This is a genomic window from Pseudomonas sp. PB106 (assembly GCF_009764645.1).
In the GTDB taxonomy this organism is placed as follows: Bacteria; Pseudomonadota; Gammaproteobacteria; order Pseudomonadales; family Pseudomonadaceae; genus Aquipseudomonas.
The window spans coordinates 18,069-40,784 of the sequence record NZ_RWIM01000194.1; the positions used below are offsets into that span (position 1 = coordinate 18,069).

The 22,716-nt window shown below is 60.0% G+C and carries 20 protein-coding genes; 13 read left to right on the top strand and 7 right to left on the bottom strand.

Annotated elements, in window-relative coordinates:
• Positions 1 to 136 precede the first annotated feature (136 nt).
• The 4 genes from EJA71_RS24375 to EJA71_RS24390 all read right to left on the bottom strand — a co-directional run bounded on the left by EJA71_RS24375 (position 137) and on the right by EJA71_RS24390 (position 4,754).
• Positions 137 to 973 carry an ABC transporter ATP-binding protein gene (locus EJA71_RS24375; RefSeq protein WP_158960125.1) on the bottom strand — a complete coding sequence of 279 codons (837 nt, stop codon included), beginning with the start codon at positions 971 to 973 and terminating at the stop codon, positions 137 to 139.
• Positions 961 to 1,764, bottom strand: a complete 804-nt coding sequence (locus tag EJA71_RS24380; protein WP_158960127.1) for an ABC transporter permease — start codon at positions 1,762 to 1,764, stop codon at positions 961 to 963. The genes EJA71_RS24375 and EJA71_RS24380 overlap by 13 nt, the downstream gene beginning before the upstream one ends.
• A 10-nt stretch (positions 1,765 to 1,774) precedes the next feature.
• On the bottom strand, positions 1,775 to 2,761 hold the full coding sequence (locus tag EJA71_RS24385; protein WP_158960129.1) for an ABC transporter substrate-binding protein: 987 nt from the start codon (positions 2,759 to 2,761) through the stop codon (positions 1,775 to 1,777).
• Positions 2,762 to 3,263: 502 nt separating this feature from the next.
• Complete coding sequence (locus EJA71_RS24390; protein WP_158960131.1) at positions 3,264 to 4,754, bottom strand: aldehyde dehydrogenase; 1,491 nt, start codon at positions 4,752 to 4,754, stop codon at positions 3,264 to 3,266.
• A 221-nt stretch (positions 4,755 to 4,975) separates the two neighbouring features.
• Between EJA71_RS24390 and EJA71_RS24395 the strand changes: the two genes are divergently transcribed.
• Positions 4,976 to 5,890, top strand: coding sequence for a LysR family transcriptional regulator (locus EJA71_RS24395; protein ID WP_158960133.1), 915 nt, complete (start codon positions 4,976 to 4,978; stop codon positions 5,888 to 5,890).
• A gap of 21 nt (positions 5,891 to 5,911) precedes the next feature.
• On the opposite strand, the gene EJA71_RS24400 is transcribed toward EJA71_RS24395, so the two are convergent.
• Positions 5,912 to 6,367 carry a helix-turn-helix domain-containing protein gene (locus EJA71_RS24400; protein WP_158960134.1) on the bottom strand — a complete coding sequence of 152 codons (456 nt, stop codon included), beginning with the start codon at positions 6,365 to 6,367 and terminating at the stop codon, positions 5,912 to 5,914.
• Between the two features lie 149 nt (positions 6,368 to 6,516).
• Here EJA71_RS24400 and EJA71_RS24405 point away from each other — a divergent pair, with 149 nt between their 5' ends.
• The 9 genes from EJA71_RS24405 to EJA71_RS24445 all read left to right on the top strand — a co-directional run bounded on the left by EJA71_RS24405 (position 6,517) and on the right by EJA71_RS24445 (position 16,632).
• Positions 6,517 to 7,779, top strand: coding sequence for an MFS transporter (locus EJA71_RS24405; protein ID WP_256671798.1), 1,263 nt, complete (start codon positions 6,517 to 6,519; stop codon positions 7,777 to 7,779).
• A gap of 94 nt (positions 7,780 to 7,873) precedes the next feature.
• Positions 7,874 to 8,170: a 2Fe-2S iron-sulfur cluster-binding protein gene (locus EJA71_RS24410; protein WP_158960136.1), complete on the top strand. Its 297-nt coding sequence runs from the start codon at positions 7,874 to 7,876 to the stop codon at positions 8,168 to 8,170.
• 88 nt (positions 8,171 to 8,258) lie between these two features.
• A complete protein-coding gene (locus EJA71_RS24415; protein ID WP_053124111.1) occupies positions 8,259 to 9,011 on the top strand; it encodes a hypothetical protein in 753 nt (250 codons plus the stop codon).
• A gap of 15 nt (positions 9,012 to 9,026) precedes the next feature.
• A complete protein-coding gene (locus EJA71_RS24420) occupies positions 9,027 to 10,514 on the top strand; it encodes an acetyl-CoA carboxylase biotin carboxylase subunit family protein (protein ID WP_158960138.1) in 1,488 nt (495 codons plus the stop codon).
• Positions 10,438 to 11,769, top strand: a complete 1,332-nt coding sequence (locus EJA71_RS24425; protein ID WP_158960139.1) for an acetyl-CoA carboxylase biotin carboxylase subunit family protein — start codon at positions 10,438 to 10,440, stop codon at positions 11,767 to 11,769. The genes EJA71_RS24420 and EJA71_RS24425 overlap by 77 nt, the downstream gene beginning before the upstream one ends.
• Before the next feature lie 31 nt (positions 11,770 to 11,800).
• Entirely contained in the window at positions 11,801 to 13,030 is a 1,230-nt protein-coding gene (locus EJA71_RS24430) for an acetyl-CoA carboxylase biotin carboxylase subunit family protein (protein WP_158960141.1), read from the top strand.
• Positions 13,031 to 13,061: 31 nt separating this feature from the next.
• Positions 13,062 to 13,958, top strand: a complete 897-nt coding sequence (locus EJA71_RS24435; RefSeq protein WP_158960143.1) for an EamA family transporter — start codon at positions 13,062 to 13,064, stop codon at positions 13,956 to 13,958.
• Positions 13,959 to 14,038: 80 nt separating this feature from the next.
• Positions 14,039 to 15,325: an aminotransferase class V-fold PLP-dependent enzyme gene (locus EJA71_RS24440; protein ID WP_158960145.1), complete on the top strand. Its 1,287-nt coding sequence runs from the start codon at positions 14,039 to 14,041 to the stop codon at positions 15,323 to 15,325.
• A gap of 113 nt (positions 15,326 to 15,438) precedes the next feature.
• A complete protein-coding gene (locus tag EJA71_RS24445) occupies positions 15,439 to 16,632 on the top strand; it encodes a hypothetical protein (protein ID WP_158960147.1) in 1,194 nt (397 codons plus the stop codon).
• Positions 16,633 to 16,657: 25 nt separating this feature from the next.
• Here the strand turns inward: EJA71_RS24445 and hrpB are convergent, their stop codons facing one another.
• Positions 16,658 to 19,177 (bottom strand): ATP-dependent helicase HrpB, encoded by a 2,520-nt coding sequence (gene hrpB, locus EJA71_RS24450; RefSeq protein WP_158960149.1) that lies wholly within the window; start codon positions 19,175 to 19,177, stop codon positions 16,658 to 16,660.
• Positions 19,178 to 19,287: 110 nt separating this feature from the next.
• Here hrpB and EJA71_RS24455 point away from each other — a divergent pair, with 110 nt between their 5' ends.
• Both EJA71_RS24455 and EJA71_RS24460 read left to right on the top strand, forming a co-directional pair.
• Positions 19,288 to 19,707 carry a hypothetical protein gene (locus EJA71_RS24455; RefSeq protein ID WP_008081098.1) on the top strand — a complete coding sequence of 140 codons (420 nt, stop codon included), beginning with the start codon at positions 19,288 to 19,290 and terminating at the stop codon, positions 19,705 to 19,707.
• Between the two features lie 12 nt (positions 19,708 to 19,719).
• Positions 19,720 to 20,628 carry a cation diffusion facilitator family transporter gene (locus EJA71_RS24460; RefSeq protein ID WP_158960151.1) on the top strand — a complete coding sequence of 303 codons (909 nt, stop codon included), beginning with the start codon at positions 19,720 to 19,722 and terminating at the stop codon, positions 20,626 to 20,628.
• Between the two features lie 27 nt (positions 20,629 to 20,655).
• Here EJA71_RS24460 and EJA71_RS24465 read toward each other — a convergent pair whose 3' ends face one another.
• Positions 20,656 to 21,708 carry a DUF6515 family protein gene (locus tag EJA71_RS24465; RefSeq protein ID WP_158960153.1) on the bottom strand — a complete coding sequence of 351 codons (1,053 nt, stop codon included), beginning with the start codon at positions 21,706 to 21,708 and terminating at the stop codon, positions 20,656 to 20,658.
• A gap of 451 nt (positions 21,709 to 22,159) precedes the next feature.
• On the opposite strand from EJA71_RS24465, the gene EJA71_RS24470 reads away from it, so the two are divergent.
• Positions 22,160 to 22,639, top strand: coding sequence for an Lrp/AsnC family transcriptional regulator (locus EJA71_RS24470; protein WP_008081091.1), 480 nt, complete (start codon positions 22,160 to 22,162; stop codon positions 22,637 to 22,639).
• Positions 22,640 to 22,716: the final 77 nt, after the last annotated feature.

Below are 22,716 nucleotides of genomic sequence, written 5' to 3' on the forward strand. Positions count from 1 at the left end.
AATCTTCTGAATACCAGAGATCCCTGTGGGAGCTGGCTTGCCAGCGATAGCGGTGGATCAGTCAACATTGATATCGACTGTGCCGACCTCATCGCTGGCAAGCCAGCTCCCACAGGGATTAGTGGTGGCCATTGGATCAATGCACTTCTTCCAGATCATCATGCAGCAGGCCGAAGATCTGCCGTTTCATGTCGATGAACGAGCGTTCCATCACCATATCGAGTGAGCGCGGGCGTTCGATCGGCACGTCGAGAATCTGTTTGATCCGCCCCGGTTTGGCGCCCATCACGTAGACCCGGTCACCGAGCAGAATGGCTTCGTCGATGTCATGGGTCACGAACAACACAGTCTTCTTAGTGTTGCCCCAGACCCGCAGCAACAACTGCTGCATCTGCAAGCGTGTCTGGCTGTCCAACGCGCCGAACGGTTCGTCCATCAGCAGAATTTGCGGGTCGTTGGCCAGCGCCCGGGCGATCGCCACTCGCTGCATCATCCCGCCCGACAACTGTTTGGCGTAGTTGTCGGCGAACCCGGCGAGGCCAACTTCGTTGACGTAGTAATCGACAATCTCCTTGCGCCGCGCCGCCGGCATGCCGCGACGCTTGAGGCCGAACTCGACGTTCTGTCGCACGGTGAGCCACGGGAACAGCGTGTAACTCTGAAAGACCATGCCGCGATCAGCGCCAGGGCCCTGCACTTGCTGGCCGCCGACGTAGATCTCGCCGGAGGTCGGCTCGGCCAGGCCAGCCGTCAGATACAACAGACTCGACTTGCCGCAACCCGATGGCCCGACCAGCACGGCAAACTGCTGATCCGGCACCTCGAATGAAACCTCTTCCAGCGCAGTAAACGTACCGCCGTCAGGCTTCTTGTAACGCAGGCTGACTTTGTCCACCTGCAAGCGCGGCGCTGCTTGTGCGGGAGTCGCGACAGGTTCGATGAAACGATGATTGGCAGCAGTCACTGAGCCCATGCGGCAACCCTCAGTCGAAGAAAACGGAACAGTTGATCGGTGACCAGACCGAGCAGGCCAATGATCGCGATGGCGAGGAAAATCACGTCGACCTGAAAACCGCGCATGGCTTTCAGGCTCAGGTAACCCAAACCACTGGAAGCCGCGACCAGTTCAGCCACCACCAGATAGGTCCAGGCCCAGCCCATGGTCACGCGTAAGGTGTCGAGCACGCCCGGCACCGAGGCCGGCGCAATCACATGCAACACCGCATCACGGCGGCTAGAACCCAAGGTGTAAGAGGCGTTGATCAAATCCTTGGAAATGCCCTTCGACACGTCGGCGATCATCACAAGTTGCTGGAAGAACACACCGAAGATAATCACCGACACACGCTGCTCCAGACCGATGCCGATCCACAAGATGAACAGCGGCACGAACGAGGTCACCGGCAGATAACGAATGAAGTTCACCAGTGGTTCAAGGAATGCCTGGACGATGCGGAAGCTGCCCATCAGCAACCCCAACGGCACCGCCACCAGCGACGACACAATGAAACCGACCATCACCACTTCGACACTGGCCCAGACATGCGTGCCGAGGGTGCCGTCGCGGCTCAGGCGCACGGCGGCTTCAAGCACCGCGCCGGGTGTTGGCAGAAACATGCCCGGGACGATGCCGCCATAGGAAAGCCCGGCCCACAGGCCGACCAACAACACCCAGGCCAGCGCGCTGGCACTCCACACCACTGGCACCGGCAACGCGGTTTTCGGCGTGAGGCTGCGGCTCAGCCACGAATTGCGCTTGAACATTGCAGACCTCCTAGAGCGGGCTGACGAAACGGTTGTCGACCAGATCGTCGTTGCTGACGTTGTACGGTTTGCCCTGCAATTCGCTGGCGGTTTCGTTGGCCAGTTTGATCAGCGGCGCGCTGTCGCCCGGTTTGCCCGGCGAGCCCAAAAGTTTCTCGCTCATCGCCTGATCGTAGAAACGCACGCCTTGCGCGGCGGCGGCCAGTTCCTTCGGATCGGACAAGTAACCGCCGACGCCTTTGGCCATGATTTTGTAGGCATCTTCCGGGTGATCCTTGGTGTATTGCACGGCTTTGTACAGACCGGCGACCAGTGCCTTGACGTCTTCCGGTTGTTTCTCGATGACGCTGCAATTGAGCGCGACTACGTCGACGATCACGCCGGGAGTGCTGCTGCTGTCGATCAACACTTTGCCCTGCTGCTTGTCGCGCACCATCGACAGGTGCGGTTCCCAGGTCACGGCGGCGGGCACGCGACCGGCGATGAACGCGGTGGCGGCATCGTCAGCGGTCATGTTCTGCACGGTGATGTCGCTCATGCTCATGCCGTTCTTTTTCAGCAGGTACGAGAGCCAGAACTGTGAGGTTGAACCCTCGTTGACCGCCACGGATTTGCCCTTGAGTTCTTGCAGGCTCTTGACGTCCTTGCCGACCAGCACGCCATCGCCGCCGTGGCTGTCATCCAGCGCCGCGACTGCTTTGAAGCAGAACTGCGGGCGATACTTGAGCACCTCATCGATGGTCGACGCCGAGCCGGACAATTGCCCGGAGGCCTGCGCGGCCATGTACATCGACGCCTCTTCGACCACTGGCAATTCGACGGTCAGGCCGTTTTCCTTGAAGTAGCCCAGGTCCTGAGCCAGATAGAGGGTGCCGTAGCCGACCCACGTGGTATGGCCGATGGACAAGGTGCCAGCCTGGGCGCTGGTCGCGACCGTGGCGGCCAGAGCGGTGATTGCCAGAGGATGAGTGAGACGGAGACACAAGGACTTGATCATGGAGCACTCCCGACGCTGTTGATTTAGTTTTGTCATGGGCAGTACGGTCGCCGGCCGTTGTGCAGTTGCTGCCGTTGGTCTCTCGCGGACGCTTGGGCGGACAACATTCGGCTGGCGGGCAAGATCGATGGTGGCCCATGTGCGCGGTGAGGAAAATCAGGAAATTGTTGGCTGCAAATGATGAAAAAACTGGCTAGTGCGCACTGCCAAGGGGCGGGGTTGGCGGGGATGCTCGACGAGGGTGCAGATCGGCGATTTTCGGTGGATGGGCGAATGTCATCGCTGGCAAGCCAGCTCCCACAGGAATCTCAGTGGTACCCCGGTTTTTGTGAACACCGCTGAAAACTGTAGGAGTGAGCCTGCTCGCGATGGCGGTGTGTCAGACACGGATGTATTAACTGACAGACAGCTATCGCGAGCAGGCTCACTCCTACAGGGGATCTTCGGTGTGACATAGATCCAGTGTGGGAGCGAGCTTGCTCGCGAAGGGCGCGACTCGGTGTCAGCGCAACTGAAACCAGGTGGTTTTCAGTTGAGTGTATTTGTCGAACGAATGCAGTGACAGATCGCGGCCAAACCCCGATTGCTTGCCGCCGCCAAACGGCACCGTCACATCCAGCGCGTCAACGGTATTCACCGACACCGTACCCGCCCGAAGCTGCCGCGCCACGCGGTGCGCGCGGTTGAGGTCATCGGTCCACAGCGAGGCCGCCAGTCCGTAGACGCTGTCATTGGCCAGCCGCAGCGCCTCTTCCTCGCTGTCGAACGGCACCACCGCCAACACCGGGCCAAATACCTCTTCGCGAAACAGCGGCATCTCGGCTGTCACACCGGTAAAAATCGTCGGCTCAATAAAATTATCCGACCCATTAATTCGCCGCTGCTGCCCGCCACAAATCCGCGTCGCACCCGACTGCTCGGCACTGCGAATAAAACGCATGATGCTCGCCGTCTGCTGGCTATCAACAATCGCCCCGGCGCTGCTCTGCGGATCCAGCGGATCGCCCGGCAACCAGCGTTCAGCCTGCGCCTTCAGCCGTTCGACAAACTCATCATGAATCGAACGCTCCACCAGTAACCGCGAGTTGGCCGAGCAAACTTCGCCCTGATTGAAGAAGATCCCGAACGCGGCTTTTTCGGCCGCTAGATCGAGATCCTGACAGTCGGCGAACACCAGATTGGCGCTCTTGCCGCCGCACTCCAGCCACACCTGCTTGAGGTTCGACTGCGCGGAATACTCCATGAAATATTTGCCAACCTGAGTCGAGCCGGTGAACACCAGACAATCGACATCCGCATGCAAACCCAACGCCTTGCCGGTCTGTTCGCCAAGCCCCGGCAATACGTTCAGCACACCCGGCGGCAGCCCTGCCTCCAGCGCCAGCTCGGCCAGACGCAACGCCGAAAACGGTGACTGCTCGGCGGGTTTGAGGATCACTGAGTTGCCTGCCGCCAACGCTGGCGCAAGTTTCCACGCAGCCATGTCCAACGGGAAATTCCACGGCACTACTGCCGCAACCACACCGAGCGCTTCACGGGTAATCGTCGCCAGTACATTCGGCGCACTCGGCGCGACTTGATCGTAGAGCTTGTCGATCGCTTCGGCGTACCAACGGAACACGCCGGCAGCGCCGGGCACGTCGATGTTGTAGGCGTCCATCACCGGTTTGCCCATGTTCAGCGAATCAAGCAAGGCCAGTTCTTCACGATGGGTCATCAACAGATCGGCCAGACGCAGCAGCACTTGCTTGCGCTCGGCAGGTGCGCGTTGCGACCAGATGCCAGCCTCGAATACCTGCCGCGCATTACGCACGGCGCCGTCGACATCCGCCTCGCCACACGCGGCGACGTTGGCCAGACATTGCCCGGTCGCCGGGTTGATCGCGGCGAAGGTCTGCCCCGATTGCGCGGCGCAATGCTTGCCGTCGATCACGGCTTGATCGGGAAACTTCAATGCAACGGCGCGGCGCTGCCACTCTGCAAGCTCGAACACGACGGATGCTCCTGAGACGTTATTGTGAATCGATGGTCGCTCAGGCCCGCGCGGGCTAAAAATAGTAAAAATATCTTCGCAGGCAATAAAAACACTGGGCAACGACTTCCCCCAAACGCTGCGCAGGTGACTATGGTTGAAAGATAAAAACATCGTCGCGCAACGGACGTGGCGGCGCACAAATTGCTTTGAAGTCGAGTCCGCTCGTCCTGAGGTTTGCCGTGGCCGCCTACAATTTGCGTCAGTTGAAATACTTCATCACCACCGTCGAATGCGGCAGCGTTGCCGAAGCCTCGCGCAAGCTGTACATCGCGCAACCGGCGATCTCCACCGCGATCAAAGGCCTGGAAGACAGCTTCGGCGTGCAACTGCTGATCCGTCACCACGCCCAAGGTGTGTCGCTGACCCCAAGCGGTGCGCGGTTTTTTCGCAAGGCTCAAGAACTGCTGCGCATGGCCAAGGAGTTCGAACAGAACGCCCTCGCCGACAACGACGTGGTTTCAGGCCAGATCGATATCGGCTGCTTCGAAACGGTTGCGCCGTTGTATTTGCCGCAGTTGATTGCCGGGTTCTCGGCGTTGTATCCGGGAGTGAAAATCCGCATACGCGATGGTGAACAGCAAGAGCTTGTGCAAGGCCTGACCGCCGGTGCGTTTGATCTGGCCATCCTCTACGAACACGACCTCGATGCGACTATTCAGACCGAGCCGTTGATGCCGGCGCAACGGCCCTACGCGCTGCTGCCCGCCGACCACCGCTTCGCCGAATACAAGCAGGTTTCGCTGAGGGATTTATGCTTGGAACCGATGATTTTGCTGGACGTACAACCGAGTCGAACCTACTTCGTCAGCCTGTTTGAAGAGTTGGGCCTGACCCCGCGCATCGAATTCAGCTCGCCGTCAATCGAGATGGTGCGCGGGATGGTCGGTCAGGGGTTTGGTTTTTCGATTCTGGTGACCAAACCTCACTCGGAATGCACCTACGATGGCAAGAAAGTGGTGTGCGTGGACATCGTCGAGGACGTCACTGGTTCAGGCCTGGTGGCGGCGTGGCTCAAGCGCGGGCAGTTGACCAAACCGGCGCAGTTGTTTGCCGATTATTGCCGCGAACACCTGACGGCTAAAGCCGCGGGCTGATGCCCCAAGCCCGCGCAGACTTCAACTGCGGCGCTTGACTACTCGACGGTGGCAATCCGCCGGGCCCAGCACCTTACCCGCCCGGGAACGCACAGCAATGGTCTCGACCGGCTCCGCGTGATCATTGTCCAGAAGCACTGAATAGCTCTCGCCCTTGCTGAACAAGTAACGCTCACCCCACTGACGCATGCTGATCACGATGGGAAACACCGCACGCCCCATCTCGGTCAGCACGTATTCCTTGTACGCCGAGCCGTCGGACGCTGGCTGGATGTCGAATACACCCAGCTCGACCAGCCTCTTGAGTTTCACCGTGAGGATGTTCTTCGCCAGGCCCAGACGCTTCTGGAATTCACTGAAGCGACGCACATCATCAAACGCGTCACGGATGATCATTAACACCCAGCGATCGCCGATAGCCTCAAGCGTGCGGGCCACAGGACATTCGCTTTGTGCCAGTAGCTGCTGTCTGGCCATGTTTCTCCAATTTGAGGGAAGTGCGTTGGAAAAGAGTTCTAACGTCAGACGAAAATATTTTTAAAAACTAGTTGTAGATTAAAACCAGTTTTGCTAAAAATCAACGCATCGGTTTCGTTTAGAAACCAGTTATTCCCAAGGATGGAATGATGTCGCTGAACCCTCAACAGCCTTCGAAGATGGACGTCGAAGCCGAAAATACGGGCGCCGGAGCCGCCGCTTGCGCGTCTTTACAGAGACCAGGCCGTGCCGGTTTAAGTCGTTACCAGACATTTCTCTTCGCCATTACCTGCGCCATGGCCGTGGCCAATGTCTACTTCGCTCAACCGTTGCTGGAGTCGATGGCTGCCAGCCTTTCAGTCGCTCCGAGCACGATTGGTATCGTGGTCACAGCGACACAGGCTGGTTACGCAGTTGGTCTGCTGTTTATCGTGCCGCTGGGCGACTTGCTCAACAGAAAAGGCCTGATCCTCACGCAGATGTTGCTGAGTACCGTGGCGCTGTGCGCGGTCGGGCTGGCTCAGGACTGGGGCATGCTGCTCGGCGCGATGGTGCTGGTCGGTTTGATGGCGGTTGTGGTGCAAGTGGTGGTCGCCTACACCGCGACCCTCGCCAGCCCGGATCAGCGTGGCAAAGCCATCGGCACCGTGACCAGCGGTGTGGTGCTGGGCATTCTGCTCGCGCGCTTCGTTTCTGGCGCAGTCGCTGATCTTGCGGGCTGGCGCGGCGTTTACTTCGTGTCGGCGGCCTTGATGGTCGGCATGGCGCTGGTGCTGTATCGAACCATGCCGGCCTCGACCACGCCGCCCACCAAAGGCAGCTACTGGCGCCTGCTCGGCTCGGTGTTCCAGTTATATCTCAGCGAACCCACGTTGCGCGTCCGCGGCACGTTTGCTCTGCTGATCTTCGCCGCCTTCAGCGTGTTGTGGACCGCCATGGTCTTGCCACTGAGCGCGCCGCCATTGTCACTTTCACACACGCAGATCGGTCTGTTCGGTCTGGCCGGCGTGGCGGGTGCGCTGGCGGCGGCACGCGCCGGACGTCTGGCCGACCAGGGTCTGGGCAATCGCACCACTGGCATTGCCCTGGCCCTATTGACCCTGTCCTGGTTGCCGACTGCATTTGTTGAAAGCTCGTTGCTCGCCATGGTGGTCGGTGTGGTGCTGCTGGACTTCGCGGTGCAAGCGGTACACGTGACCAACCAGAGCCTGATTTTTGCCGCACGGCCCGATGCGCAAAGCCGTCTGGTGGGCGCCTATATGTGTTTCTACTCGGTGGGCAGTGGCGCCGGTGCAATTGCAGCCACTTACACCTATGCGCATTGGGGCTGGGTGGCTGTTTGTATATTAGGTGCAACTTTCAGCGGCATTGCGTTGCTCTACTGGATGTACCTCGAGCTGACCTCTCGATAACTTTTCCATCGCGACAAGTAACGTTCATAGCCGACACAGTGCGGCGTGAAACTGTGTGCCTGCCACACGAACTTTACTATTGATAGGGGCATGTATGGCGCTGCACACATTAACCATTAATGCGCACCAACTTGAATTTCAGTTACCGACTAACGCGCCCTTTACCGATATCGAATACGAAGCCGGCGGGAAGAATCTGATCCCGTTGGGCTGTCGGGTCGGGGCGTGCGGGGCCTGTCTGATCAAGGTGACGTCAGGTATCGAGGCGTTGAACCCTCGGGATGACGATGAAGAAGCATTTATCGAAGTACTGGGTTACAGCGGTGAAGAATACCGCCTGGCATGCCAGTGCCTACTAAGAGGTGAAGTGGCCATTGACATCATTGGCTGATGTAACGCTGTTGAAATCGTTGTGCAAGTAACACTGGAAGTTTGGTCATTGTTTCAACCGTTATCCATAAACTAAAAAGGACTTGATGATGCTTAACCGTGTAAAGAATGTTGGCTATGGTGATACCACACCTTTCCTCAATGCTGCCGGCTCGGTCAATCTGCGCGCCGAGATCGACAAGATCATCGACGTGCAAGTGGAGCAGTGGTACGCCACCGTTCCGCAGGCCGCGCACCTGGAAGGCAAGGACGTTAACAGCGAGTACTACAAGCGCCACCTGATCGAAACCGCATGGCGCATCCGTCTGCTGCGCGTTGCCGAAGCCAAGGCACTGGTCGAAGTGGCCAAGGTCAGCCCTGCCGCCGCGCAGATCTGGGCGCACTACGAACAGGAAGAGATGCTCCATGACGAACTGTTCATCGATGACCTGAAGCGTGTCGGTGTCAGCCGCGAAGAGTTCCTCGCCACCGAACCGTACCTGTCGACAAAGCTGCTGGCCGGTTTCTTCTCCTACCTGCTCGACCATGAAGGCCCGCTCGGCGTAATCGCCTATTCCTACCTGGTTGAATACGTCAACGTGAAGCTTGAGCCGCGCAAGCTCGAAGCACTCAAGGCATCGGTGGGCGAGACCAAGATTGTTGGCCAGGTGTCCCATTCGCATACCGACATCAACGATGACCACCCGGGTGAAGTCTGGGCAGCCCTGCGCTTCCTGATCAAAGGCGAGCAGGACATTGCCGCGCTGAAACGCTACCTCGAGGAGCACCAGAAAATCCTCGCGATGTACTTCAGCGAGCTGTACATCAACACCCTGGCCAAGCCGCAAGACAAGGCCGCTTAAGCCATGGAGCAGGCAATGAATTCGAACCAACCCGGTGTTTTGATCCTGAGCCACTGCGGCTTTTCTTTTCTCGAAGATCTGAAGGAGGAGCTGCAGCGCCGCCAGCTCCGGTGTTTCGTGCTGTCTTCATTGCCGCTTCCGGAACATGTACCGGCCCGCCTGGAACAGATTCACGCCTGGGCGGACCGGCTATTCACCACTGACAACCATCAGTTGAAGCCGGGGGATGTGCAAAACGCACTGGAGGCCCTGCGCAAGTCGGGCGAACAGGTGACTTGCTGCATCAGCGTATGGGAAGGCTATCGCCACTTGATGGCCACAGCCAATGCGTCGCTCGGTACTTATGACATTGATCCGGGGCAGGCGCTGGCTCTGCGCAACAAGCTCAATGTGCGTAACCGACTGGCTGAAGCGGGTCTGTCGCAAGCCCACGCATTTGCGCTGACGGCTGCGGTGCTGGAAACCTTGCAGACACAGGATCAGCGGTATTTCATCAAGCCAATTTACGGTATTGCTTCCTACGCAGCATTTGCGCTGCGCCAGGACACCACTTGGGATGCACTGGAGGCGCTGCGTCTGGCCTCTGCCGAGGACACGGTGTACGCCTCGGCATTCAACGATGGACTGACATTCATGGCGGAGAACTACATTCCCGGCCACGAGTTCAGCTTCGAGACTCTGTTAGTGGATGGTCAGGTACACGTCGTGGCCATCCATGAAAAACACGAAGTAACCGAGACCGCCGAAACGGTACTTGAAGACAGCTGCACCACGCCCCCTGCCAGCCTTGACCAGGCACAGATTGCTGCCGGCCTGGATTGGCTGAAACAGGTGCTCGATTGCATGCAACTGAAATGGGGCTGCTATCACATCGAAGCCCGTTTCACTGGCAAGCACTGGGATCTGATCGAAATCAATCCACGCGTGGGTGGCAGCCTGATCTCGCACAGTGTCGCGGCTGTGACGAACGGCCACAGCATGCTTTCGCTGTGGCTGGATCTGCTGCTGGCCAGTCAGGACGAGAGTCAGCCACGCCAGGCACTGCTCCAGCACCTGGCGGCGTTTGAATGGCATGCCGATGGAAGCTGCGAGCAAACCCTGGCGACCTTCTTTCGGGTGTACTTCGCCCAACCGGGAACCCTGAGTTCGGTGACGCTCAACGAGTTACCGCTGGATCCGGTGGTGCAGCACATCCTGCTGAAAGCCGGCGATGTCATTCCGGCCCATGCGCGTGAAGTGTTTCTGGGGCAATTATTGTGGACGTTCAAGCGCGCTGATCGCGTTGCCGAACTGCAACGCCTGGCGCACATCTCCGCCACCGCGCTGGATATCCGCTATGAGGCCGATAGCACCTGGAACATCGCTGACCAATCGCCTGGAACATTACCGCTGTCGATGCCACACCCCATGGATGAGGAAGAACAACATGTCGTTGCGAGCGCCTGTTTTGCTGATTGTGGACTACAACCTGAGCCGGATCGCCGACGTCCGCCACTTGCGTGACCACGCGCGCCAACAATGGGGCGCGCAGACCTGGCTCGTCAGGGCCAATCCACAGGCTCATGATCAAGGCATCAGCGACCGGGTGATCGATGCCGATCCACTGGCCGCCGATTTCATCAACCTCGCCTTGAATCAATTGGGCGATGACGCTGCGCGGATCAGCGCCGGCATCGTCTTTTCCGACAACGCGGTGGCCAGTGGTGCCGGGCTGCTGGAGCGTCTCGGCTTGGCGGTGGACTGTGCGCAACTGGCACTGGGCGCGTTCGACAAACTGGCATACCGCATCGCCGAAAATCGCCTGCGCCCGGCGCTGAACCAGTTGGGTGTGAACCTGCCGGATTTCGCGCAGATCGGCTGCATCGACGATGTGCGCCATTTTGCCGGCCGCCAGCAGCTCGGCTTCGTCATCAAGCCTGCGTGCGAAGGCAACAATCGCGGGGTCGTGATGGTCGCGCCGGGCGGTGATTGCGAGCAGGCGTTTGCCGAAGTCGCACCCTATCTGCACGGCGGTGTGTTGGCCGAAGCGTTCATCTCGTTCACCCGCGAATACTCATACGATGGCCTCGGCAAGCTGTGGTTCATCACCGAGAAAGTCAGCGCCACCGGCCGCTATCCGGTCGAAGTCGCACAGATCCTGCCAGCACGGCTGAGCGAACAGGAACAGTTGGCGATTCACGTGGCGGGCGAGCAGGTCAACCGTTTGGTCGGCCAGCGTATCGGCCCGTTTCATAACGAGATCAAGCTCAGCGACGACGGCAAGAACACCGCGGTGATTGAACCGAACCGGCGCCCCGGGGGCATGAAAATCTGGACTCTGGCGCAAGCCGTGTACGGGCTTGACCTGTATGCGGCCTGGGTCGATTCAGTGTTTGCCGGGCACGTTGCAGACGTGCTGCCTGCCGCTACCTGCAGTGCCGCCACGGTGATGTTCGGAGTGCCGCGCGACATCACGCTCGAAGTCGCTGAACTCGGTGACCTGGCAGGCCTGATCGCTGAAACGCTGGAGCTGGCGGCAGAGACCCTGAACCTGGCGCGCGCCGACATTGCCCTGCTCGAGAGCGCGTGGGTGGCCGGCGAGTCGCGGCTGATCCATGCGACACCGCGTGACAACAGCGATTTCGTCGCCCATGCCTGTGTCGCACTGCACAACCCGTCTGTGGATATCCGCGATCTGGTGCGAGCCCTGCGCGAGCAGTGGCTGCGGGTGCTTGATCGCTCTCTGAGCGTCGAGCTGCTGTTCAAAGTGGCGTCCTGACTTCCGTCTATAACGTTTCGAGAGTACGCGCATGAAAATTCTGATTCTGCATCGAGTGCCCTACCCGCGCATCGAGTACCACCGTGGCATCGATCATGATCTGCACGAGGTCACCTATCTGGGCAAACAGTCGGCGATCGATACGCTGCCACCGCAACTGCGCTGCACCCGGATCGTCCGGCCGGGGCTGTCTAGCGCTTACGATGAAGCTATGGCATGGCTGGCGAATGATCTGCAACGTTTTGACCGGATCATCTCGATGTCCGAATACGAACTGCTCGACGCCGCACGTCTGCGCGAAGCATTGAATGTCGAAGGCGCGTCGCTGGCGGCGGTCAATCTGGCGCGCAACAAGCTCGACATGAAGGCCGCCGTGCAGGCGCGAAAATTGCGCGTGCCACGCTTCATGGCACTGGAGCGCTATCTGGCATTGCAGGGCCACGTGCCATGGCGCGGGGCGACCGTGCTCAAGCCGCACAGTGGCGCGTCGAGTCTTGATGTCAGCATCCACCAGCAGCCGGCCTGTGCCTTCGATGAAATCCGCCACAAGGTCAGCCAGCTGTCGTTGCGCATCGAAGAGTTTCAGGTCGAAGAGTTCATCAGCGGCCCGATTCGGCATTTTGACGGTCTGGTGCAGGACGGACAAATCCTCACCCTGCTCTCCAGTGAATATGTCGGCACCTGTCTGGATTACATGGAGCGCGGTCAGCCGTTGGGCTCCTGGCATCTTGAAACCACGGCCACCATGAAGGCGTGGGTCAGCGCTGCGCTGGCAGCGGTGCAGATTCGCAACGGTGCATTCCATCTTGAAGCCATCATGGAAGGTGATGAGCCGGTGTTTCTTGAGGTCGGCAACCGGGTCGGCGGCGCTGATGTCGTCGCGACCTACGAGTTGGCCACCGGTATTCATCTGCCGTCGCTGGAGCTGCGTATCCATATTGAAGGCGCACTCGATCTCCAACACCTGAATCTTCAGGCACCCGACCTGGGTTTTGGCTGGTTTGTGTTCCCCGGACACATGTTGTCCGAGCGCAACTACCAAGGCCTTAACGGCGCAGAGGAACTGCGCACCAGTCCCGTCGTGGTGCAGTGGAACGAGCTGCAGCCGGGCGCGCTGCTGCCGGAACACGTGACTTATTCAGCGTTCGAGGCACCGCTGGCCGGGATCGTCAAGACCGCCGACCCGCAACAAACCCGCGCCTGGATGCAAACGCTGTTTGCCCGAGTGAGCCTTGCCGAACACCTGACATCCGTCGCGTGACACCGCCCACCCTTATCAAGGCGATTCCTTTATGAAACCACTGCACGTCGTATTGGCTGTACTGATCACGGCAATCTGGGGGGTTAATTTCTCGGTGATCAAACTGGGACTGGCCACCGTAGACCCGTTCATCCTCGCGGGGATTCGCTTCAGCCTTTGTGCGTTGCCGGCGATCTTTTTCATCCGCAAGCCGAATGTGCCGTGGCGTTACATCGTCGGTTACGGACTGGTGTTCGGCATCGGCCTGTGGGGCATCGTCAACCTCGGCATCAAGGCCGGGTTGTCGGCGGGGATTGCTTCGCTGGTTCTGCAATTCAGCGCATTCTTCACCATCCTCCTCGGCGGCTGGGTGTTCAAGGAAGCGCTGACGCGTTTTCAGGTGCTGGGCATGCTGATCGCGCTTGGCGGTTTGCTGTGCATCATCCTGATCAGCGACGGTTCGGTAAGTTTGCCCGGTGTGCTGCTGGTGCTGCTGGGTGCCGTGTCGTGGAGCATCGCCAATATCATCAACAAGAAGGCCAGCACCAAGGAGGTTTTTGCTTTCCTCGTCTGGTCGAGCGCCTTTGCGCCGATCCCGTTGTTTGCCCTCGACTACGCGGTTAACGGCAGCGCCGGCTACACCACGTTCGTCAGTCAGGTTGATACGACCGCCGTGCTGTCGATCCTGTTTCAGGTTTACCCCAACACGCTGTTCGCCTACTGGATCTGGAACTCGTTGCTCAAGACTTATCCGGTATCGACCGTCGCACCATTGTCGTTGCTGGTACCCATCTTCGGCATGCTCGGTTCGGTGGTGATCTTTCACGAAAGCGTGCCGGCGAGCAAAGTCCTCGCGGTGATTCTGATCGTGCTCGGCCTGGCGGTCGGTCTCTATGGCCAGCGTATTTTCAATGCTATGTTTGCGCGTCCTGCGCGCAGTTCAATATGAATCGACAGGGAGTCCGTATGGGTCTGGGAAGACGTGAATTCGTGGGGGCCGCCGTGGGCGCGACCCTGGCTGGAGGCAGCATGATTGCAAGTGTGGCAAATGCACAGGCGAGCAATTCGCCTGTTCACAAAGACGCGGTAACACCCCTGAACCCCAACGATTGGGCTTCAGTGCGGGCGCAGTTCAACCTGTCGCCGGAGTTTGTGCACCTCTCCAACTTTTTCCTCGCCTCCAACCCGAAACCGGTGCGCGATGCGATGGCCCGCCACCGCCAGGCCTTCGATGAAAACCCGTACACGTACCTCGAAGACAACATGTTTGCCAAACCGGAGGACATGGTCTGGCGCAAGGTCTGTACGGCCGCGGCCGAGTACACCGGCGGACGCCCCGAAGACATCGCCCTGACGACCAGCACCACCCAAGGCCTGGCGATGGTCTACAACGGTTTGAAACTCGCTGCGCACCAGGAAATTCTCACCACTCATCATGAGTGGTACACCCACGACGAGGCGATGCGCCTGGCGGTGGTCAAATGGGGCGGCAGCATTCGCCGGATCAATCTCTACGAAGGTCCCGAGGATGTCAGCACGGATGCCATCGTCACGCGCATTGAACAAGCCATCAGACCTGCCACCCGTATTCTCGCCATGACGTGGGTACATTCAGGCACCGGCGTGCGCTTGCCGGTGCGTGAGATCGGTGCTCTGGTAGCGGGCATCAATCGTGATCGCGCCGAAGCCGACCGGATCATCTATGTGATCGACGGCGTGCACGGCTTCGGCTGTTCCGAGGCGCAAGTGGCGAGTCTGGGCTGCGACTTTTTCAGCGCGGGCACTCACAAATGGATTTTGGGCCCACACGGCACGGGGCTGGTCTGGGCCCGTGAAGGTCAGTGGGCACAGATCACACCGACCATTCCGACCATCATGGCTGCCGAACCGGCCAACGCCTGGCGCCAGCAACGGGATCCACAGGGCCAGACGCAAGCGGCCTGGGTCAGCCCCGGTGGCTTCCTCGCGTTCGAAAACCAGTGGGCGATGATCGCAGCCTTCGAGTTCATTCAACAGATCGGCCGCAAGCGCATTGCCGAGCGCGTGTCTGAACTCAATGGCCAGCTGAAGGAAGGCCTGGCCAAGCTGCCCGCCGTTTACTTGCATACGCCACAGGCCGAGCAGTTCTCGGCCGGATTCGTCTGCTGTGATGTCAAGAATCGCGACCCCAGGGAGATCGTCGCTCGGCTCAAAGAGCAGAAGATCATCGCCAGCGCCACGCCCTACCGCCATTCGACGGTGCGCTTCTCCGCCGGGATCATCAACACGCCCGAAGACATCGACAAGACCCTCAAAGTCATGCGCTCGCTGGTCTGACACCCAGACCGAATCAACGTCTGCTTCATGCACTGGCTCACCGCCGGTGCAGTCGCGGGTGCCCGCCTTTTAATTGAACAATCGCCGCGTCTCCAAGGGCAAGGATCGATGACATGAATAAAAACCCCGCTGTCACTCATAGTGCCGCCAAAGAGCTGGCAATGTTCCTGTTCTGCTCGACGGTTTATCGGTTGTTTTCCGGGGCGTTGCTCGTCTCGTTGACGTGGACGATCCTCAACCAGAACGAGGGCGGATACTGGCCGCTGGCGCTAGCGATTTTCTGCTCGTTCATCCCCGCATTTATCACGCCGGCAATTATCAAACGCCTGGCGAATCGTATGAACGGCCGTCAGATGAGTAGCTGGTTTGTGTTCGGGCTGACCGCACTGGCGCTGGTTTCCGGAGTGTCGCGTGACTTTACAGTCGGTTTGCTGGTCACCAATCTGTTCGTATGGCTGATGATCATGTCACTCGAAGCCAGCCTGGACATGTGGTTCACCCAACTGCAACGGGGCATGGACGAAACCAGAGTGCGACGCATCAGCGGTGCAACCACTGCCACCAGTCAGGCGGCGCTGATGATCGGTCCATTGCTGGCGGCGGGATTGATGCCGATCCTGCCCGGAATGGGCTTTTCGCTGGTGCTCAGCAGCGGTTTTTTCATGGTCGCGGCAATTTGCTTCACCCGCGACAGTCTGCCGACGGTGGTTAAGGAAACAGACCGGGTCGTCGCACCGGCCAAACTGCCGCTGACGCTGTTTATTCCGATGGTCCTGATCTGGCCGATCCTCGGCGCATTCAACTTCATGCTGCCGGTGTATGTGTCGAACCATGGCTGGGCGCTGTTTGAGCTGGGCGTGCTGGATGCGGTATTCGGCATGGGCATGGCGCTGATCGGTGTGCTGGTGATCATTGCCAATACCGGACGCAACCTGATGGCGTACTTGTCTGGGCTGATCGCACTGGCGGTGATTTCCACCTCCATGTGGCTGCTGATGCCAGACACGCTATTGCTCAAGGCGCTGAGCCTGTTGATTCTCGGTATGGCGTTCGGTGGCGCACGGGTACATATCCGAGTGGCCATCGCCTGCCGCTACAGTGAAGCGGCTGTCGGCTTGTATGTCAGCCGGGCGAATGCCTTGGCCACGCCGGTGCTGCTGCTGATCCTCAGCCTGCAACTGGCAATGATCGAGAATGCCTGGCTACTGCCGTTCTTGTTGGTGACCTTGAGCGTCGGGCTGCTATTGCAAACCTCGGCGACGCGCTTTGCCCAAGGCCATTCGCGCGGCGAGGTTGTCAGCGTCTGAAACTGGCGCGGCGCGCAGTCCTGGGTCAGGTGCCCCGGGGCTTCGCCCGCGCAGTCGCCTCCGCCACCAACGGATCATCCGGCCAATAATGCTTCGGATAACGCCCCTTCAGATCCTTCTTCACCTCGGCATAGGTGCTGCGCCAGAAGTTGGCCAGATCCTGCGTGACCTGCACCGGCCGCCGCGCTGGCGACAGCAGATGCAGCTTGACCACCTGCCGCCCACCGGCGATCCGTGGCGTATCCGCCAGCCCGAACAGCTCCTGCAAACGCACCGCAAGAATCGGCGGAAACTCGCTGTAATCGAGGCGAATCGACGACCCCGACGGCACGCTCAGATGATGCGGCGCCAGCTCATCGAGCTTCTGCGGCAACGGCCAGGGCAGCAGATTACGCACGATGCTCGACAGGTCCAGATTGGCAAAGTGACTGAGCCGCGAGACCTTGCCCAGATAGGGCATCAGCCAATCTTCGAGGGTGTTGAGCAGGGTTGCGTCGCTGACGTCCGGCCATTGGCTGTCAGCTTGCGAACCCAATTCAAGCTGTCGCAACAACGCCACCCGCGCCTGCCACTGACGCAATTCCGGCGTCCACGGCAGCAACTCCAGCCCCTTGCGCCGCACCAGATTCACCAATGCCTGACTGCGCGCATTTTCATCGAGACCGGTCAACGGCTCGCGGCTGAGAATCAGCTCGCCGACCTTGCGCTGCCGCTCGGCACGCAGCACGCCTTCACGTTCGTCCCAGTCCAGTTGATCGACGTTGCGCACCTGTTCGGCCAGCACCGAATCGAACAGCGCCGGATCGAAATCCGCCGCCAGATAAATCCGCTCTTCGCGCTGGCCCTGACGGCTGCCGAGGTCGGCGATGACGATCCACGGCTCTTTCATCAGGCTGTCGGCTTCGGCGAACAGCGCCGCGCGACCGTTGGCCAGACGATATTCTGCGCCACCAGCACGCCGCTGTTGCGCGACACGATCCGGATAGGCCAGCGCCAGCAAGGCACCGAGCCAGCGCGGATGATCGGGATCGCTGACCGGCTCGCTGGCCTTGCCGCGCAAATATCCGCGATATTGCCGCGCCAGTTGTTTAGCGCGCTGCACCCCGCCCTGCGCACCACGGGTGGCGCGCTCTTCGCCGGACAGCAGCACCAGCCGACTGTGCAAATCCGCGCCGGCGCCACGCAAGATATCGCGCTCGCCGAGCAACGCAGCGACGTCGCACGCCATGTTCGCCAAGCCCAGCGCCTGACCACGCAGCAATAAATGACCGATGCGCGGATGCGCTGGCAATTCAGCCATAGCCTGACCATGAGCGGTCAGCGCCTCGCCTTCCAGCGCGCCAAGTCGCTGCAACAAATCCTGCGCCTGGGCATAAGCCGCCGCTGGCGGAACGTCGAGCCAGACCAGCTCGCCCGGTGTCACGCCCCAACGGCCCAGTTGCAACGCCAGACTGGCGAGATCCGCCGAAAGAATTTCTGCACTGCCATAAGCGGCGAGTTGCTCGTGCTGATCCTGCGACCACAGGCGATAACAAACACCCGGCTCCAGTCGCCCCGCCCGGCCCGCACGTTGGGTGGCGCTGGCCTTGGAAATCCGCTGAGTATCGAGACGCGTCATGCCGCTGCCGGGATCGAAACGCGGCACCCGCGCCAGACCGGCGTCGATCACCACGCGCACGCCGTTGATGGTCAGGCTGGTCTCGGCGATGTTGGTCGCCAGCACCACTTTGCGCTGACCGGCCGGCGCCGGATCGATCGCCGCACGTTGCGCATTAAGGTCGAGTTCGCCATGCAAAGGGCAGAGCAACACGTCGCTGCGCTCACCCATCGCATCGGCCAATTGTTGATGGACGCGACGGATTTCCGCCTGCCCCGGCAGAAACACCAACAGACTGCCGGTTTCATCGTGCAGCGCTTCAAGCACGGTTTGCGTGACCCGCTGATCAATGTATTCGCCGGGCTGAAACGGCCGGCCCCAGCGCATCGTCACCGGATACATCCGCCCTTCGCTGCGCAGGATCGGCGCGTCATCCAGCAACCCGGCCAGACGCTCGCCTTCGAGGGTGGCGGACATCAGCAAAATCTTCAGCGGCTGTTCAGCTCGAAACAGCTCACGACCGTTCAGACTTAACGCCAACGCCAGATCGGCATCGAGGCTGCGTTCGTGGAATTCGTCGAAGATCAGCAGACCCACGCCTTCCAGCGCCGGGTCGTCCTGCAAGCGCCGGGTGAGAATGCCTTCGGTGACCACTTCGATGCGCGTGTTGGGGCCAACCTTGCTGTCGAGGCGAATGCGATAACCGACGGTTTCACCGACCTTATCGCCCAACTCGCTGGCCAGCCGCTCTGCGGCTGCCCGCGCGGCGAGACGGCGCGGTTCAAGCATCAGAATGGTCTGCCCGGCCAGCCAGGCTTCATTGAGCAAGGCCAGCGGCACGCGGGTGGTTTTACCAGCGCCGGGCGGTGCTTCGAGCACGGCTTCGTGGCGAGTCGCCAAGGCTTCACGCAGGGCGGGTAAAACTTCATCGATCGGCAAAGAATTCATGCTGGCTCCCAAACAGAGGCGCGAGTATAACGGCGAACTGCCGGGCGTTCGTCAGGGTCTTAATTCCAGACGACTACGCTTCGTTTTCAAATGACTCAGGAGATTTCCCCATGCGCTTACCTTTTCGCCTGATCGGCGGTGTACTGGTCGCCACCCTGCTCACGCAAATCACGGCGTGCGGTTCGATTTTCTATCCGGACCGTCGCGGTCAGATCGACGGCAAGGTCGACCCGGCGATTGCCGTGCTCGATGCCGTGGGCCTGCTGTTCTACATCATTCCCGGGCTGATCGCGTTTGCCGTCGACTTCGCCACCGGCGCGATCTACTTCGAACCGGGCCACACCGCGCAGATCGATCCGGCCAAGCTCAAGCAAGCCATCGGCCCGGACGGTCAGGTCGATAATCACAAGCTGCAGGCTATTCTCGAAAGCGAGCTGGGCAAGGATTTCCCTCTGGATGATCCGCGCCTGATTCAACACAAGGGCAGCACCCAGCAACTGGCGATGTTCGGCCTGCAACCTGCAGCCTAAAAAGGAAACGCAATGACCTCCAGCCCCGAACACGCTCGCCTGCTACGGCTGGCGACCCGCGCCTCGGTGGCGGTCGCCTGCACACTGATCGTCGCCAAAGCCATCGCCTGGTGGCTGAGCGGTTCGGTGAGCATGCTCGCCGGCCTCACCGATTCGGCGCTGGATGGCATCACCTCGATGCTCAATCTGCTCGCGGTGCATTACGCGCTGCGCCCGGCGGATGACGATCACCGTTACGGCCACGGCAAGGCGGAATCGCTCGCGGGCATGGCGCAGGCGTTGTTCATTGGTGGCAGTGCGCTGTTGATCGCGTTTCAGGCGTACGAACGGCTGCACGATCCGCAGCCGCTTGGCGCGCCGTGGCTGAGCATCGGTGTGATCGTGTTCTCGCTACTACTGACGGCGGCGCTGCTGGTGTTGCAGCATCGGGTGATCAAGCAAACCGGCTCCAACGCCGTGCGCGCGGACTCGCTGCACTACCGCTCGGACATGTTGCTCAACGGCAGCATTCTGATTGCGCTGATTTTGGCCGGGTTTGGCTTCGATCAACTGGATGCGTGGTTCGGTCTGGGGATTGCTGCGTACATTCTGTGGAGCGCAATCCAGATCGCACGGGAAAGTTTTTCGGTGTTGATGGATGAAGAACTGCCGACGGACGTCAGCCAGCACATGCTCGAACTGGCCTGCAGTGTTCCGGGGGTGTTGGGCGCCCATGACTTACGCACGCGGATCTCCGGCAACCACTGGTTTGTGCAGTTGCACCTGGAATTGCCGGGAGAATTGACCCTGTCAGTGGCCCACGGCATCAGCGATCAAGCCGCCGATGCCATTCACCAAGCCTACCCGCGAGCCGAAGTGCTGGTGCACGCCGATCCGATAAAAGCAGCTACAAGTCGCGAGCCGCAAGCTTCAAGCTTGTAGCTCGACACTTGCAGCTCGCAGCTGCTTCTACTGGACCTGGTAACCGCGACTGCTCAGGCAATTGCCCTGGGCCTGTCGATACGCCTGAACCACTTCGGGCGCCGGTTGATAAGTCGCGGTGCGCGGGTCGAAACCGCTTTGCTGCACCGCGTACTGGTAGCACTGGTAACCGTCCTGCTGCACTTGCTCCGGCGACTGACCGTTGGCCGGATAGGCTTCGACGTCATAGCCCTGGGATTGCGGCTGCGGTTGTTGCTGCACCGGCGGCTCGACGACCACGTAATCCTGCGTCGCTTCCTGATAGGCGTAGTAGGAACCGGCGGCGAGGAACAGCAGCGAACCCCCGATCCACACTTCACGGGCGTAGTCCGGCAGATACTGAGTACGAATCCCGCGCGGCGGCTGCACGACGATATAGCGCGGCCCTTGCGGGCGATACCAGTAACCGCCGGAATAGAAGTAATCCTGGCCGCGATACGGCACACGATAGTCGCGATCCGGGAAGCGGTCGATCACATGCCCCGGCCGATATTGCGGGCCCGGGCCCCAACCGTTGCCGTGTCCATCGGGACGCCCCGGCCAGCGATTATCGTTAGGTCGATTGTTGGTTTGCCAATGCTGGTTGTTGTAGCCGTTCTGCGGACGCTCGTCGCGGTAGTAACCCTGACGCGGCTCCTGAGTCTGGCGTACGGCGTCCGGTCGAGGCTGGATCGGCAGGCTGTTGGCCGGCAGTTGCGGCGGCGGTGGCGGCTGGCGTACCGGGTTAGGGTTGTAGGCCGGGCGATTCTGATCGCGGTTCTGCCATTGGCCATTATTGTTGCCGTTGTGCTCGAACTGACGACTGTTGTCGCCACGAATGATGTCGTTGTTTTGCGGACGTGGCTGATTCTGCTGCGGCTGATTATTCTGCGGGCGCGGCTGATTATTGCCGCCGCCATGCCCCTGATTATTGCCTTGATGATCCGGGCCGCGGCCACCGCCATCCGGCCCTCGATTCTGCGGCTCGTCGGCCAGCGCTTGCGCACTGACACTCACACACAGCAAACCAACACCGGCCAGACGCCAAATGCGCGACTTCATGCTTTTTCTCACTGCGGGGCCTGTAAATGTAAGAGGACTTTTCACTAAGACCGGGAATACACACACCGGGTTCTGCAACAGGTTATCAGTCGCGCAACTTATTTATTGAGCGCCCGGCATGAAATCGCAGGCAAGAAAAAAGGGAGACCCGTCGGCCTCCCTTCTAGAGAACTTCGTCCTGGCTCGACGCTTTTGACGTCGGCTCACCTCACGCCGTCTTCTGGACAGTGTGCAGCTCGGGGGCCGGCACAACCCCGGTGGGGGTGGCGGCCGCGGCAGGCCGGATAGGGCGGGCCGCGTGGACTGTGTTACCGAGCAGTGATTCTGGTGATAAGAATAGGCCTGAGGCCGCGACAGAGGATTGCGAAGATTGCTGAAATAAACACCACTTGCGCAATTTTTAACCCTGGATAGATAATCCGCCGCAATAGTTACAACCAAGGACAGATTGATGAGCAAACTCGACCGTTACGACCTGAGTATTTTGGCGGAATTGCAGCGCGACGCCCGCATCTCCAACCAGGAGTTGGCCGAGCGCATCGGTCTGTCGCCCTCCCCGTGCTCGCGCCGGGTCAAGCAATTGGAAGACGACGGCTATATCTCGCGCCAGGTCGCTTTGCTCGATCGCAAGATGCTCGGGCTGAGCCTGACGGCGTATGTGCTGATCGGCATGGACCGCCACACGCCGGAGCGTTTCGAGAATTTCGAAGCGGCGATTCGCACGCTGCCGCAGGTGCTGGAGTGCAGTCTGGTGACGGGTGTGGATGCGGATTACCAGTTGAAAGTGGTGGTGCCGGACATGGATCACTATCAGAAGCTGTTGCTGGGGCATCTCACCCGCATCGAAGGCGTGACCAGCGTACGCTCGAGTTTTGTGCTGAATCAGGTACTCAACAGCACCGAGCTGCCCCTCACCCACTTGCGCAACTGATACCGCCCTCTGTAGGAGCTGCCGAAGGCTGCGATCTTTTGATCTTGCTCTAAAAAGATCAAAAGATCGCAGCCTTC